9 protein-coding genes are annotated in these 15,854 nt (G+C 50.4%); 7 read left to right on the top strand and 2 right to left on the bottom strand.

Annotated features, from left to right (window positions below):
* The first annotated feature begins 48 nt into the window (after window positions 1-48).
* The 3 genes from IC804_RS16900 (at window position 49) to IC804_RS16910 (ending at window position 7,082) form a co-directional block, all read left to right on the top strand.
* Window positions 49-1,008, top strand: a complete 960-nt coding sequence (locus tag IC804_RS16900) for a siderophore ABC transporter substrate-binding protein (protein WP_008879446.1) — start codon at window positions 49-51, stop codon at window positions 1,006-1,008.
* A gap of 294 nt (window positions 1,009-1,302) precedes the next feature.
* Complete coding sequence (locus IC804_RS16905; protein WP_011887243.1) at window positions 1,303-5,073, top strand: bifunctional RecB family nuclease/DEAD/DEAH box helicase; 3,771 nt, start codon at window positions 1,303-1,305, stop codon at window positions 5,071-5,073.
* A 572-nt stretch (window positions 5,074-5,645) separates the two neighbouring features.
* A complete protein-coding gene (locus IC804_RS16910; RefSeq protein WP_060475794.1) occupies window positions 5,646-7,082 on the top strand; it encodes a site-specific DNA-methyltransferase in 1,437 nt (478 codons plus the stop codon).
* Window positions 7,083-7,214: 132 nt separating this feature from the next.
* Here IC804_RS16910 and IC804_RS16915 read toward each other — a convergent pair whose 3' ends face one another.
* Both IC804_RS16915 and gabP read right to left on the bottom strand, forming a co-directional pair.
* Window positions 7,215-7,523: a hypothetical protein gene (locus IC804_RS16915; RefSeq protein ID WP_029760927.1), complete on the bottom strand. Its 309-nt coding sequence runs from the start codon at window positions 7,521-7,523 to the stop codon at window positions 7,215-7,217.
* A 216-nt stretch (window positions 7,524-7,739) separates the two neighbouring features.
* Window positions 7,740-9,131 carry a GABA permease gene (gabP, locus tag IC804_RS16920; protein ID WP_029760926.1) on the bottom strand — a complete coding sequence of 464 codons (1,392 nt, stop codon included), beginning with the start codon at window positions 9,129-9,131 and terminating at the stop codon, window positions 7,740-7,742.
* Window positions 9,132-9,353: 222 nt separating this feature from the next.
* Here gabP and IC804_RS16925 point away from each other — a divergent pair, with 222 nt between their 5' ends.
* The 4 genes from IC804_RS16925 to IC804_RS16940 all read left to right on the top strand — a co-directional run bounded on the left by IC804_RS16925 (window position 9,354) and on the right by IC804_RS16940 (window position 15,841).
* Complete coding sequence (locus IC804_RS16925) at window positions 9,354-10,970, top strand: PucR family transcriptional regulator (RefSeq protein ID WP_060475795.1); 1,617 nt, start codon at window positions 9,354-9,356, stop codon at window positions 10,968-10,970.
* A gap of 223 nt (window positions 10,971-11,193) precedes the next feature.
* Window positions 11,194-12,546 (top strand): taurine-pyruvate aminotransferase, encoded by a 1,353-nt coding sequence (locus IC804_RS16930; protein ID WP_008879436.1) that lies wholly within the window; start codon window positions 11,194-11,196, stop codon window positions 12,544-12,546.
* A gap of 237 nt (window positions 12,547-12,783) precedes the next feature.
* Window positions 12,784-13,770, top strand: coding sequence for an NADPH:quinone oxidoreductase family protein (locus IC804_RS16935; protein ID WP_008879435.1), 987 nt, complete (start codon window positions 12,784-12,786; stop codon window positions 13,768-13,770).
* A 361-nt stretch (window positions 13,771-14,131) separates the two neighbouring features.
* Window positions 14,132-15,841 (top strand): serine hydrolase domain-containing protein, encoded by a 1,710-nt coding sequence (locus IC804_RS16940; RefSeq protein ID WP_060475796.1) that lies wholly within the window; start codon window positions 14,132-14,134, stop codon window positions 15,839-15,841.
* Window positions 15,842-15,854: the final 13 nt, after the last annotated feature.

Raw genomic sequence — 15,854 nt, forward strand, 5'->3', positions numbered from 1 at the left:
TATACATTTCGCTTATGTCGATCATCATACAAATGGGGGTACAAGCAGATGAAAAAGTGGTGGTTATCGGTTGTTGCTGCATTGCTTCTTGTTGTATTAGCCGCTTGCGGAAACAGTGAAAATACAAGCAGCAATACAAGCAATGACAACAACGAGAAAAAAGCAGCTCAAGTCGAAGAAATCACCGTTAAGCATGAACTTGGCGAAGTGAAAGTAAAGAAAAATCCAGAAAAAGTCGTTGTGTTTGATTTTGGTGTGCTCGATACTCTCGATCGCTTAGGGACGAACGTGACGGGCTTGCCGCAAATGAACGTGCCATCGTATTTGGAAAAATACAAAAGCGGTGACTATGAAAACGTCGGTAGTTTACAGGAGCCGGATTTTGAAAAGTTAAGTGAAATTCAGCCGGATGTCATCTTTATTTCCGGACGTCAAGCTAAGCTGTATGATAAGTTCAGTGAAATCGCACCGACGGTGTACATGGCTGTTGACACGAAAAACTACCTTGATTCTTTTTCTAACAACATGAAATTATTGGGGCAAATCTTTGATAAGGAAGACGAAGTCGAAGCAGAATTGGAGAATATCCAAAAACAAATTGACTCTGTAAAAGCGAAAGCGGGCGACAAAAAAGCGTTGATCATTTTAACGACCGGTGGAAAAGTGAGTGCATACGGAAAAGGGTCGCGCTTTGGTCTCATTCATGATGTTCTTGGTGTCCAAGCAGTTGACCCGAATTTAAAAGCGGATACGCCGCACGGGCAAAACGTATCGTTTGAATACATTGCGGAGCAAAATCCGGACTACTTGTTTGTCATTGACCGTGACGCTGTTGTCGAAGGAAAACCGACGGCGAAACAAACGATTGAAAACGCGCTCGTGAAAAAGACGAAAGCGTATCAAAACGGCCATATTGTGTACCTGGATCCGAACTATTGGTATCTATCGGGCGGTGGGTTAACGTCCGTATCGGAAATGATCAAACAAGTGGAGCAAGGTCTTGAATAATGAGAGCTAGGCGGGCTTACATAGCCCGCCTTCTTTCATGGAAGCGTCGCACAATAACGTTTTTGAATGTTCTTTCTCATGTATGGTCAAGCTGGTCGAACAGTAGTGAGAGCATGCCCTTGCTGAGCATGCCGTCTCATTTCCCCAATTTCCAACATACAATCTGTAAAACAGACTTATTCGTGCCTACCGCTTGGCATGGAGGAGGAAATGGGGCCGTATGATATAATAAACAATTGCTGTACGCAGCGATCGGTTTGGGACGAAAATACATAGAAAGAAAGGAATCGGTGCATGTTTTACGTTTCTCCGGCGAAAATTGCCAGCTATTTTTACCATGAGTGTGAGCGAAACTTGTATTTTCGATCATTGGCGAAAGAGCGGCGCGGCGAGCTCGATGTGCCTGAAGAACTGTTTAGACGGCCGGCGAGCCATGAAAACGTGTTGCGCCGTGGGGTGGAGTGGGAGAAGACGGTAATTTCCACCTATTTGGCCGATGAAGTGAAGATGGGCAAGCAGGTGTCTGACTTGCCACTTTCACATTGTTATTTGGATAGCGAAGAGACGATCCGGGAGCTGAAGGAGCCGAGCAAGCGATATTTGTATCAGCCCACCTTGATTGTGCCGCCCCGTTTTTACGAACGGTACGGATTGAATCCGGGAACCGTCCGTTTTGCGGCGTGCCGTCCGGATGTTATTGAATGTGTGCGGGGGCAAGACGGTTGGACGTTTCGCATCATTGATATAAAATCGTCCGACGCATTGCAATTTTCTCACCGTGTGCAAACAGCGCTGTACGCACTGATTTTATCTTTCGTTTTAGAAGAGCATGGAATCAAAGGGAAGGTTGATTTGGACGAAACGAGGATATGGACGTACGGGGCTGAGCAGCCGCAAACGACCAACATTCGCCAGCTGATTCCATATATTGAACATTTTTTATCCAGTGAGCTGACGATACTGACGGAAAAACAGGCGGATGACTTGTTTTGGCATTTGGATTACCGTTGCGAATGGTGTCCATTTTATAGCTACTGTTTGGACAAGGCGCGGCAACAGGCGCACATTTCCCTTGTCCCGTACTTATCCAGCTACACCTCCCGCTTCGTCCGCGAACAGCAATTGCCTGAAACTATTCGAGCGTTTCACCAATTTCTTCAGCGTGAAGAAAACGGATCCGTGCTGAAACAAAACGCCACATTGGCCCGCCAGCGCCGGCGGCTTGAAACCCAGCTTATGGCCATCGCTAAAGAAAAAGTCATTCCGCACGATCGCGTTGTAGCGGATATGCCCAAGTGGGAGGATATCCGTTTGATTTTCACCGCCCAGCGCGATCAGGCGACGGGGAAAATCGCGGCCGCATCGTTGTACCGCGTTGGCGGAATAGACGTGTTTGGAACGGGATCGGAAATGCATCATTTTGTCGCCCGCTGTTTGGAAGAATGCGATGCGGTCATTCGGAAGTTTGTCGACGCGCTCGATCGCTTGCTTCAGACGGTGCATGATTACAACAAAACGCGCGAATGGCAGGCGCAAAAATCCGTGCAGGCGTATGTCGTTGACAACTATGAATGGGACAACTTGCAACATATGCTTTCTGAGCTTCTGCTTGATCGCGAATACCAAGAAAAAGCGGTTCGTCTATTATTTTATTTTCATAGTGGTGTGCTATCGAGCGCCCATCAGCACCCGAAGGAGATGGTTCCGCTTCCAGTTGTCGTTTTGACGACCGTAGCGAGCCAACTGTTTGCTTTGCCGGTGCATGTTGCTTACCGTCTTGAGGACTTGTCGGCGTATATCGCCGCTTACAGCGATCGTCCGTTTACGTATCGAGCGAACGAGCGCTTTTCGTTTCGCTTGACAAACGCCATGAAAATGGATGTATTGCATGACGCGTGGCAAACCGGGGACGAAGAAAAAAGGAAAGAGGTTGAGGGGGAACTGAGACGCCGCCTTTGGGCTGCTCACAGTATCATCCGAGGTATCCGTGCTTGGGCTGCTCGTATCCAGCCTTCTCCGCTCGCCGTTTGGCCGGAAAAATTCCGTTTTCCCGATTCGGCTCATTACCGTGATCCGCTCATTTCGAAGTTGGCGTTTATGGCGCGCTACGAGGCGCTATTAAACTACTTGGATGTTCGTCAGCGCCGCTCGCTTCCGCTTGCCGATCGGCTTGAAACGGGAGTTACGCTTCATATAACGTACCTTGGCGCCAAGCGGTTTCGATTGAACAATCGACATGCACTTGAAGCAATCGACCAAAAAGCCAACTGGCTGTTGACGGAATGTGATGAGGAAGGGGAGAAAGCGCAACAGACGTTTCCCGATATGAAATACGCAGGCGACCGGTCGGCGCCGAGATGGGCCAACTTGTACTTTGCCCGTATTCGCACGATCGATGATGATGGCAAGACGGCTGAACTTGAACTCGAGCTGCCTCGATTGCTTGACCGTTTCCCGCTTGTCAAAGGCGAGAATTATTTGCTGTCGCTGCGCTATGCCGATTTGACCACAGTGCGCGTCTTGCGGGCGCTGCAAGCGTTGGATCAGGAAAATCATCGCATTCTGGATTTGATCCGCGACCCGATCCGCTATCGAAAAACGTTCCGGCCGAAGTGGGAAGCGGACGAAGTCAAGGCGCTTCTCCGTGAAAGCAGGCTGACGAAAAGCCAGCGTCAAGCGTTTCTCCATCTTCTTCGTTATACATTGACGCTCGTTTGGGGGCCGCCGGGCACGGGGAAAACGCACTTTATTGCCGCGGCGCTTCGTTTGCTGATGGCGATTTATGAGAAGCGAGGGCGGAGGCTCGCCATTCTTATTTCTGGCTTCACCCACGCGGCGATCGAAAACTGCCTGAACAAAATCAAGGAACTTGCGCCGCAAGGGAAGGTAAGCATTGCGAAGCTCGGCGCGGTTCAGACGGAAAACGCCAAAGGGATCATCGAACTGGCGGACGGCGAAGTTTGGGAATGGCTTGACAGCGGCCGTCATTGCGTGCTTGGCGCCACGCTGTACGGCATCCAACGAGCGCATGAAAAAGGATTGCTAGCTGGCGGATTTGACGTCGTCGTGCTCGATGAAGCGTCGCAAATTCGGGTGGCTGATTCGTTGCTCGCGCTCCGTCATGTGAAAAAGGCAGGAAGGCTGCTCATTGTTGGCGACCATTTTCAGCTGCCGCCGATTATTCAAGGAGCGTACAAGACCGTCGAAGGGGAGCCGCCTTTGTTCGAATCGATTTTCCGCCTGCTGTTTGACGCAGACGTGGAGAAGCGGCTCACTTGCCAGTTGACGGATAATTTCCGCATGAATGAGACGCTCTGCCGCTATCCGGCTGAGCAGATTTACGGACGGGATTATACGGCGTTCAACCGTCGAATTGCCGAGCAAACGCTGACGCTCGCCGCCGCTCCAACTGCCGATGAATGGGTGGAAGCGGCGATCGATCCCGACTATCCGCTTGTCGTCTGCACGTATGATGGCGTGTACGGCGCACAAGAAAACGAAGCGGAAGCGCGTTGGGTGGCGAGCGTAACGAAAACGCTTCGGGAGCGGCTGCTTGATGGCGATGGAAAACGATATCATGATACGCCAGACGGCGACAAGGCGTTTTGGCGCAACGGACTGTTTATCATCTCGCCGCATCGCGCGCAAATCCGCGCCATTCGCCGCGCGCTTGAACGCGAGGGGCTGCGTCCGCCGTTTTTCGTCGATACGGTCGACAAAATGCAAGGTCAGGAGGCGGAAGCGGCCATCATCAGCTACGGCGTCGCCGACCCGGAACTGGCCGCGATGGAAGGGGAGTTCATCTACAGCCTCAACCGATTGAACGTCTCGCTCACACGCGCGCGGAAAAAGACGATTCTTTTCCTTTCCCGCCATCTTCTATCCCCATCGCTGCACGTCTTAGGAAACGACGACTATCGCGAAGGGGTGAACTTTATGATCGGTCTCGAGCACTATGCGTCGAGGCACGGAGAAGCCCAAACGTTCGTTGTCGACGGTGCCGTCCTGCACATGTATCGAGTCGGGTGCCGCGTGTTCGATCAGGTGGCTTCCCGCCACCATTAAGATGGAAAAAGGAATAGCGCCGCTGCTGGCTGCTTCAGCTGCCATGCCGCCTTCCCCGCCAATTCGGTTCGTTCCCGTGCATATGGCGCGGTGTACGGTCCAAAAACAGCCAAAAAACGGGGGAGGTGTGCATGGCGATTTTTCTTTCGTAAAACGAAACATGATCTTGATTTATCAATGGGTTGGATGGTTGACGTTTTTGGTCAGTCGTACAAGTTGACATAACCACATTTTATTTTTTGAGGGGGTGGAAGGGGTGTGCAAAATGGCCCCTTGCCGCCTTAGAAAATCAATGGTAAAATGAAGGATCTGTTGAAAGAGAAAGGCCTCGTTTAGAGGATTGAAACTATTCTTCCGCAGATAGACCCTCTGGAAGATTGAAGTGTTGAAAGAGGAAGGCCTCGTTTAAAGGATTCTACTCCCCCGCTTCCGTTCGCAGGAGGCGGGGGGTGTTTTTTGGCTAAGAATTGAGGCAGGAAAACCGTTTGCCATGGCGAAATATTGGAAATACGATCTCTTGTTGGTGGATAAGAAGCGCCGCCGACAGGGTGGTGTGGGAGAGGGGGCGTGCTATGGCAAACGGTGGCAGGAGAACAAAAGGGGCAGTGAGCGCGAGGCTGGAGCGGGTCAAAGAGCTTTTTCCGGAAGTGGTGGCAGGCGAAGCGATCGATTGGGAGCGGTTGAAAAAAGAGCTTGGTTACGAAGAGCAAGACGAAGTGTACGGATTCACATGGCCGGGGAAGGCGGGAGCGAAGCAGTTGGCGGAAACGCCCGCCATCGGAGCGCTGCGGCCCGACCGAGCGGCAAGTAAGCGGTGGGAGACGACGAACAACTGGTATATTGAAGGGGACAATTTGGAAGCGCTCAAGCTGCTGCGAGCGTCACATGAAGGAAGCGTGCAAATGATTTACATTGACCCGCCGTACAATACAGGCAAAGCGTTCACGTACAAAGACAATTGGCGCAAAAGGAAGCGCGCCGCTTCACATATAGAGCAGGAGGAAGCGCGCGTTCATGCCGGCTGGCTTAACATGATGTATCCGCGCCTTTGGGTGGCGAAGGCGTTGTTGGCTGAGACGGGAGCCATTTTTATCTCTATTGACGATACGGAACAGGCCAATTTGAAAAAAATGTGCGATGAAATTTTCGGTGAGCGTAATTTCGTCGCGACGTTCATTTGGCAGCGGGCGTTTTCGCCGGTCAACATGAACAAGTTCGCCTCCCGCAACCATGACTTCATTTTGTGCTATGCGAAAAACATCGACCGTCTCGCTTGGTACGGCTTGCCGCGCGACTCGGAGGCAAATGGGCGGTATGCAAATCCAGACAACGACCCGCGCGGGCCGTGGATGTCAGGCGATTTGTCGGTCGGTCCGCCCATTCCGGAAAAAATTTATGACATCGTGACGCCGGGCGGCCGGGTCGTTTCCCCGCCGAGCGGGTATTGCTGGCGGGTGACGAAAGAACGTTTCGCCGAGCTGGCAGCGGACAATCGCATTTGGTTTGGCAAGGACGGAAACGGGGTGCCGCGCCTGAAGCGGTTTTTGCGTGAAGTGAAACCGACGATGACGCCGCTTACGATCTGGACGCATGATGAAGTGTCTCACTCGCAAGAGGCGAAAAAAGAGCTGAAGGAGCTGTTTGACGGGATGGCGGTGATGGACTACCCGAAGCCGGTCAAGCTCATTCAGCGCATGGTGGCATTGACAACGAAGGATGATGACGTCATCCTCGACTTTTTTTCCGGTTCGGCGACAACGGCTCATGCGGTCATGCAGCAAAACGCCGAAGACGGGGGACAGCGGTCGTTCATCATGGTGCAGCTCCCTGAACGGATGGTGAAAACATCTGCGGCGTATCAAGCTGGGTTTCGGACGATTTGTGACATCGGTCGTGAACGCATCTGCCGTGCAGGGGAGAAAATCATTCGTGAAACGGGAAAGATTGATCTTGATATCGGCTTTAAAGTGTTTCAAATTGAACGGAAATCAAAACAGCCCGCTCGCTAAGCGAACGGGCTGTCTCTTGGCTAATCATTTCCGTACAGTGTTTTCGTCTTTGTTTCAGCTGTGCTCATGGCGGTGTGTGTGGTTGCCGGAATGTACGCAGATTCTCCTATGGCGGCTGCTTAGGGGCGGGGATTATAAGGATGCCGCGTGATCGTTGTTGACAAACACATCATATTCAGCAGCAATCGTCTCTTTCAGCTCAGTTAAGGACGGCATGTCGCCGGCAAACGTGTACGTATCAAGACAAAGGAGTGAATATTCATTGCCCGGGTCGAACAAGATGGTGACGACTTCTTCGGTTCCGGCATCCACTTGCCGGACGGCGTCACCGTCTTCTGGTTCAACGAGCACGTTTTGGTACGTTTCGTGGATGATGTAGTAACCTTCCTGCAATTGCTCTACAAATAAATGTTCCATGTCCATCAGTTCATGGACAATCATTGTTTCGTCCTCCTAGTTTTTGTGAAATTCTTCTCAATGTCAGTATACAACGCGGAGCGACCCATGTATATAGATACCGGTGGAAGTTTGAAAAGTTGTCACTTTTGTATGTCCATAAAAACATAAGGTGGATAAGTCGCGGGGGAACAAAAGAGTCGATTCAAAAGAAATCGCGCCCTTATTGGTGGGCGCGATTCTCCTTCGTCTTGATGGATATTAATCTTTCGCCGGCGTCGGCGTGGCTGGCTGGTAGTTTGGATTGAGGTGGCGCCGGGCAAAGACGAAGTAGTAAACGATGACGACGGCGGTAATGAGCAATGTTAACAGCAGCTGTGAGATCATTGATTCAATAAACAGCATGGAGGCAAGGATGACGAGCAAGGCGAGAATCGTAAAATAGGTTAAGTATGGGAACAGCCACATTTTGATTTTTAAGGCGGTGCTGTTTTCGCGTTCAAGTTTTTGTCGCATGCGCAGTTGTGAGACAGCAATCACTAAATAGACGAGCAATGCGATCGCTCCGGAAGAGTTGACAAGAAAGAGAAACACTTTATCTGGCGAGACGTAGTTCATGATGACGGCAATATAGGCAAACAACGTGCTGGCGATGACCGCCCGAACCGGAACACCGTTTTTGTTGAGCCGTAAAAATGACTTTGGCGCTTCTCCTTTTTCAGCGAGAGAGTAAAGCATGCGCGACGTTGTGTACAGTCCGGAATTGAGGCAGGACAAAACGGCAGTCAATACAATAAAGTTCATAATTTGGGCGGCCGCAGGGACGCCAACATGTTCCAAAACGGCAACAAACGGGCTTTTCAAGACACTTGCGGAGTTCCACGGCAGCAAGGTTACGACAACGGCAATGGATCCGATATAGAAGACTAAAATTCGCCATGTTACCGATTTGGTCGCCTTCGATACTGCTTCCTGTGGTTCGGCTGATTCTCCGGCAGCGATCGTGACGATTTCGGTTCCGAAGAAGGAGAAAATGACGATCACAATGCCAACAAGGATGGAGCCGATGCCATGCGGCATAAATCCGCCGTGGCCGGTTAAGTTTTTCAGCCCGACAGGTTCGCTGCCTGGAGCGAGGCCAAAGATGAACGCCAAGCCGAGAATGAGGAAAAGAACGATGCTCGCCACTTTGATGAAGGCGAACCAATATTCAAACTCCCCGTAAGATTTTACAGACCAAATGTTTGTCAGTGTCATCAAAATGGTGAGAACGAGGCTAAGGAGCCATAACGGAATGGAAGGAAACCAATATTGGATGATTGCCGCTCCTGCGTTGGCTTCAATGGCAATGACAATCACCCAGAAAAACCAATACAGCCACCCAACGGTAAATCCTGCCCATGGGCCGATCGCTTCATGAGCATAGGCGGCAAACGATCCACTCGTCGGGCGGGCGGCCGCCATTTCCCCGAGCATCCGCATGACAAGCACGACGAGTGCGCCTGCTAGAGCGTAAGAAACAATGGCTCCTGGTCCTGTCGAGTGAATGACAGCTCCGCTTCCGACAAACAACCCGGCACCGATAACCCCGGCGATGGCAATCATCGTCATATGGCGCTCTTTTAACCCTTTTTGCAGACCGGAATGATTCATCCCAATTCCTCCTTTCAAAGGAAGTGAAATTAACTAAATAGTCTGACTATGCTGCTGTTTTTTTAGTGTATAGGGAAAAGCCATGATGCACATTAGACAAAGTGCCAATAAAAAATAGGTAGCTATTGGACAATTTGTCAATAGACGTTATCTTATTAGCAGGATTTTGGTTGTAAAGTTCCGAATATTTTTGACAGTAGTCAAGCAAAGGGGGAGGAAAGGATGGGGTACGGCTTTCCTCTGACAGTCGCCGATGTTTTACAGAGGAAGTATTTCCAAAAGGCGGTCGTTATTGCTGGAAAAGAAGGACTGTCAAGGACGGTCAAATGGGTGCATGTTGTTGAGGTCACGAAAATCAGCAATTTGTTGCGCGGCAAAGAGCTCATTTTGTCTACCGGTGTCGGGTGGCGGGAAGATGACTCATTGTTTTTATCGCTGCTTCGGCAGCTGATCGAATGTGATGCTTCCGGGCTATGCATCGAATTGGGAACGTATGCCTCCTCCATTCCAAAGGAGGCACTGGAACTGGCTAACCGTCATCATTTCCCGCTCATTCTTTTTCTTGAGGAAGTTCCTTTCGTCGAGATTACTCACGATATTCACACGTATTTAATTAATCAGCAGTATCAAATGATCGCTCAGCTCGAGTCGTATTCTCAAGAGTTGAACAAAAAGCTGTTGACGGTTCATCATTATCGGGAGATTTTAACATTTTTGCACAGCTGCCTAGGCCATCAGGTTGTTTTCCACATGCACGGCGGGGATGTGGAATACATACCGAGCCGGCCAAGGGGGAATTTGGGGGCAGGTGTTGGGCTTGGAGGAGAAAGCGACTGGCCATCAGCTGCGGTCGTCAAGCCGATTTCGTTATTTGGTGCTGAATACGCGGAGTTGGCCCTTCTTCCTGTCGGACGGGACATCAACGAGTTTGATTTGCTCATTTTGGATCGCACCGCAACAGCGCTGGCCCAGCACTTGTTGCGGAACCTTTACGTCGAGGAGAGGCGGCGCACAGAAGAAAATGAGTGGCTAAAGGGCTGGATTGAAGGAGAGTACTCCGATCAAGAGATTTCTTCCTATTTATTAGACCATCATCCTTCCCTTCATAGCCGCGGGGGCGTGGTATGGGTTTGTAAAGTGGGGACGGCGGGTCAAAAAGGAAACTTTGATTCAACATATTTTAAGCTGTTATGCCGTTCGCTGTTTGAGCAACGCGGGTTTCTCTTATTTTCGGTAGAGATGGGGCGCCACCTTGCGTTTATTGCCATCAATCTTCGGGATGAGGAGACGTGGAAGAGCCGGATCGAGGAAGGAATCAAATGTCTCATGGCATCGGACTTTATGCAAACACGACTTTCCGCCTTGCCGGTCGGCGTCGGAACATTTGCCCCATCTCTTTCTTCCATCAATCAAAGCTACCGCGCTGCGCTAGAGGCACTGAAAATTCGCAGTCGGTTGGACGAACAGGGAGCTAGCCTGTTTTACGATGATTTGCATTTATACCGGATGATTATGGTGTTAGACAAATATAGCGATTTGCGTGAGGCCATCAACCGATATTTAGGGCCGATTATTGAGTATGACCGGAAATATAATGGAAAGCTGCTTGAAACGCTCAAAGTGTATCTGCAGTGCAACGGTTCGAAGCAAGAGGCGGCAAAACGGCTGTTTATCGTCCGGCAAACGTTGTATCACCGCATCGAGAAGCTGGAAAGCTTCCTTGGGGATAATTTCATGGAGGCGAACAAACGATTGGCTATTGAGCTGATGATCAAAGCGTATGACTACTTGATGGGTGATGGAGAGGCGCTATACGCGCAAAGAAATGCGCAACTTTAGTGAATGGAAACGGAAAGCCTGTTTGCGGGAGCAGCTAGGAAGCCCGCTTCCATGGGGAAGAGCGCAACAGGGGAATGGATGGCGGTTTAGATAGAACAAGGTAGTCAAACTGTGGAACAGATTCAATGACTGTTTTTACATTGTGTCTAATGAATGGCGTAGGAAGTTGCGCGATAATGACTATAGCATGAGGCGATTCTAAATAGAGAGGAGCCAAGCGGTGATGAAAACTGAACAAAGCCATCAATTATGGCTCGACAAAGACGATCGATACATTTGGCATTCGATGAAGCCGTACAATCCAAACGCGACGGTTGTTGTGACCGAAGCCAAAGGATGCTGGGTGACCGATGTCGCTGGAAACAAATATTTGGACGCCATGGCCGGGCTTTGGTGCGTCAATGTCGGCTACGGGCGCGAGGAGCTCGCTGAAGCGGCGTACGAGCAACTGAAAACGCTGCCATATTTCCCGCTGACGCAAAGTCACTTGCCTGCCATTCAGCTTGGGGAAAAACTCAATGAGCTGTTAGGCGATGAGTATGTCATCTTCTTTTCCAACAGCGGGTCGGAGGCGAATGAAACAGCGTTTAAAATTGCCCGTCAATATCATCAGCAACGTGGCGAACCCCACCGATACAAAATCATCTCCCGCTACCGGGCATATCACGGCAATTCGATGGGAGCGCTCGCGGCGACCGGACAGGCACAACGAAAATACAAATATGAGCCGCTCGCTCCGGGCTTCATCCATGTGCCGCCGCCTGATCGATACCGCGATCCTGATGCAGCGGACGATCCGCGCCAGCTGCGAGCCGTGAAAGCTGTTGACGATGTGATGACGTGGGAACTGAGTGAGACGATCGCCGCCATGATCATGGAGCCGATCATCACGGGCGGCGGAGTGCTCATGCCGCCAGATGGATACATGAAGGCGGTCAAGGAAGTATGTGAAAAACACGGAGCACTACTCATTGTCGATGAAGTCATCTGCGGTTTCGGCCGAACAGGGAAGCCGTTTGGGTTCATGCATGAGGGGATTAAGCCGGATATCATTACGATGGCGAAAGGCATTACAAGCGCCTACTTGCCGCTGGCAGCAACGGCGGTGCGGAAGGAAATTTACGAGGCGTTTAAAGGAACGGATGAATACGACTATTTCCGTCATGTTAATACGTTTGGCGGCCATCCGGCTTCGTGCGCTCTGGCGCTGAAAAATATTGAAATCATGGAGACAGAGCATTTGTTTGACCGTTCACGTGAGGCGGGCGAATGGCTGCTTTCAGCACTGAAAACGAAACTGGCTGACCATCCGTATGTTGGCGATGTGCGCGGAAGAGGGCTGCTTGTCGGCATTGAGCTTGTTGCTGACCAAACGACGAAAGAGCCGCTGGATGTATCGCTCGTCAATCAAGTAATCAGCCGCTGCAAAGAGCATGGTGTCATTATCGGCAAAAACGGAGCGACGGTCGCCGGGTACAACAACGTGCTTACCTTATCGCCGCCGCTGTGCATCAGTGATGATGAGCTTTCATTCCTTGTCCGTGTCTTGACGGAGGCATTAGCACAAATCAAATAGAAAAGGAATGCCAGCCGGGTGGTTGCCTTGGCTGGCATTTTTATAGAGTTTTAGCTGCTGTATGGGAAAACGCGGCAGTGAAGAGGGGGAAGCGAAGGAAGGAACATAAAGGATGACTGCCGCCCAACAGCGAAGAGTGGGATGATGATAGCACCGACGTTTTGGGAAAAGGAATCGTCTGCTAGTATGTCGAACATAGACTAGCGGAATAAACAAAATGAAGAAGGAGGGGGAACCGTGCCGACATTCCAAGCGTTTGTCGTCAACAAAACCGAAGCGGAGTTTACAGCCGGAGTTGAAACGCTCTCGATGGATGATTTGCCAGAAGGAGATGTCGTCGTCCGCGTCCACTATTCAAGTGTCAACTACAAAGACGGATTGGCATCGATTCCGGATGGTAAAATTGTGAAAACGTATCCGTTTGTGCCAGGGATTGATTTGGCTGGGATTGTTGTCTCCTCAAACGACGCGCGATTTCGCGAAGGGGATGAGGTGATTGCGACCGGCTATGAAATCGGTGTTACTCACTTTGGGGGGTACAGTGAGTATGCGCGTTTACATGGCGATTGGCTCGTACCATTGCCGAAAGGGTTGACGTTACGAGAAGCGATGGCGATCGGTACGGCTGGCTTTACAGCGGCGTTGTCCATTCACCGTCTTGAGGAGCTCGGACTTGTTCCGGAACGCGGACCTGTGCTCGTCACGGGGGCAACGGGTGGTGTTGGCAGTCTAGCAGTGTCGATGCTTGCCAAGCGCGGCTACACGGTGGCAGCGAGCACAGGCAAAGCGACAGAGCACGACTATTTGCGTGCTTTAGGAGCAAAAGAAGTGTTGACGCGCGAGGATGTCACGGCCGAGCGCATCCGCCCGCTTGATAAGCAGCGTTGGGCGGCGGCGGTCGATCCGGTTGGCGGACGGACGCTAGCAACCGTGTTGAGCCGTATCCGCTACGGCGGAGCGGTGGCAGTGAGTGGATTAACAGGAGGCGTCGAGGTGCCGACAACCGTCCACCCGTTTATTTTGCGCGGTGTCAGCCTGCTTGGCATCGATTCCGTCTATTGCCCGATGGACTTGCGCCTTCGCATTTGGGAGCAATTGGCTAGCGATTTAAAGCCGGATTTGGAGCAAATTGTCCATGAAATTTCGCTTCATGAACTGCCGGGGGCGCTTGCGCGTATTTTGCGCGGCGAACTACGCGGCCGGACAGTTGTACGGTTGGTCTAACGGAGAAGAGACGAACGAGATCCCCTGCCGAATAGAGGCAGGGGAGTTTCTTCATTAATATAAAGGCATGATATTTATCATTTGGTCTTGAGTGATCAAGAATCACCATAGTTACTTCACGACAAAATCCTTCCACGTTCTTCTAAGTGTTTTATCGGATGTGGTGACAAAGATATGTGCCATCATACCTATACAGGGAAGCATTTCAATAGATGAAAAAGAGCTATTTGAAGAAGCGAAATATGGAGGTAATTGGTAATAAAGTGGTATATACAACTATACCAAAAAACTTGTATGATAACGATAGAAAGCGCTATCATTGTTTTGCGGGAGATCTTAATCGGATAAAGGGGGCTATTTTATGGATAAGCGGCCTGTTTTTATGATCTTGTCGTCGATTTTGTTCGGCTCCGTTCTTTTTTGTTCACCGGTCGCCGCCACATCCCACCATGATCCAACCCCTACAATCGAGTCAGCCGAAATAAAAGCGTATAAAACGAGTCAGTCTCACAGGAAAGCCTCTTTTTCTTGGGATCAGAAAGGATCGATTTCCGCGGTTATTCATCCTGGAACACCTCAAGCTGCTGGCATGAGAGAAGCTCCTTTACGAAAAATTGATGAAGTCATAACGCAAGCCATGCGCGACAACGTCATTTCGGGGGCGGTCGTTTACATTGTGCGGCGCGGAATGATTGTGAAACAGAAAGCGTATGGATATGCCAAACAGTATGAGGACGATACGTTTACACAATCTAAACAGCCGATTCCGATGCGAATGGACACAATGTTTGATTTGGCATCCATCAGCAAACTGTTCACAACAACAGCGGCGATGAAGCTATACGAACAAGGAAAATTTTCGCTAGACGATCCTGTTGCGAAGTACATACCGGAATTTGCCCAAAACGGAAAAGAAAATGTAACGATCCGTCAACTGATGACCCATACGTCTGGGCTGGCGGCGTGGATCCCCCTGTATACAATGGGAACGAATCGCGACGATCGTTTGCAAATTGTATTTGCCCAGCCGCTTGAGCATCCCCCGGGAACAACGTATGTATACAGTGATTTGAACATGATTACTTTAGGTGCATTGGTCGAACGTTTATCGGGCGTACGTCTTGATCAGTTTGTGTATCGGTATATTACGAAGCCGTTAGGCATGAACAATACGATGTATAATCCCCCGTTGCTAAAAAAGAGGAGAATCGCTGCTACGGAATATCAGCCATGGACGGGAAGAGGAATGGTTTGGGGGGAAGTGCATGATGAAAACGCATGGGCGCTAGATGGGGTGGCCGGACATGCGGGATTGTTTTCAACTGCTAGGGATTTGGCTATTTTTGCTTCCATGTTTTTGCAAAATGGAACATATGGCGGCAAGCGGATTTTACAGCCGGAAACGGTTCAGCTGCTCATGGAAAATCAAATTCCGCAGTTTCCTGGATACGATCATGGGCTCGGGTGGGAACTCGCACAAGGATGGTATATGGATGCATTGTCTGAACATACATCGTTTGGCCATACAGGGTATACGGGAACATCCATCGTTGTAAACCCGAACAATAATGTGATCGCTATTTTATTAACTAATCGCGTTCACCCTACACGCAATACGCCATCCATCAATCCGTTGCGCAGGCAAGTTTCCCGTCTAACGGCAGACGCCATTCCCGTGGCCATTCCCGGGAAAAAAGCAGCTTGGTTTGCGGGATATGGAGATCATTTGAATGCGATACTGTCGACAAAGGTAGTGGCCCGTAAACAGCTCACATTAACGTTTGATACATGGTACCGAATGGAGCCGGATGTTGATTTCGGTGTTGTCGAAGTATCACAAGATGGAGAACATTGGAGGCAAGTTGGGGAACAGCTGACAGGCAGCAGTGACTGGACAACGAAAACGGTGCCTATTCCGGCTCATACGGTTGCCATTCGGTTTCGCTACTGTACCGATTCGTCCGTTAACGGGCGTGGCTGGTATGTCACAAATATTCGCCTTGTCGACGATGATGGGAAAGAGTTAGAGGCATTATGGGAAAGCCATGATTGGGAACGGCGCACGTTTTAAACAAACCATATAA

This window comes from Geobacillus sp. 47C-IIb, from assembly GCF_014679705.1.
In the GTDB taxonomy this organism is placed as follows: Bacteria; Bacillota; Bacilli; order Bacillales; family Anoxybacillaceae; genus Geobacillus; species Geobacillus thermodenitrificans.

Coding starts and splice junctions, on each gene's coding strand:
- IC804_RS16910 (WP_060475794.1), top strand. CDS start 5,646: ATGGCAAACGGTGGCAGGAGAACAAAAGGGGCAGTGAGCGCGAGGCTG.
- IC804_RS16900 (WP_008879446.1), top strand. CDS start 49: ATGAAAAAGTGGTGGTTATCGGTTGTTGCTGCATTGCTTCTTGTTGTA.
- IC804_RS16915 (WP_029760927.1), bottom strand. CDS start 7,523: ATGATTGTCCATGAACTGATGGACATGGAACATTTATTTGTAGAGCAA.
- IC804_RS16905 (WP_011887243.1), top strand. CDS start 1,303: ATGTTTTACGTTTCTCCGGCGAAAATTGCCAGCTATTTTTACCATGAG.
- IC804_RS16940 (WP_060475796.1), top strand. CDS start 14,132: ATGGATAAGCGGCCTGTTTTTATGATCTTGTCGTCGATTTTGTTCGGC.
- IC804_RS16925 (WP_060475795.1), top strand. CDS start 9,354: ATGGGGTACGGCTTTCCTCTGACAGTCGCCGATGTTTTACAGAGGAAG.
- gabP (WP_029760926.1), bottom strand. CDS start 9,131: ATGAATCATTCCGGTCTGCAAAAAGGGTTAAAAGAGCGCCATATGACG.
- IC804_RS16930 (WP_008879436.1), top strand. CDS start 11,194: ATGAAAACTGAACAAAGCCATCAATTATGGCTCGACAAAGACGATCGA.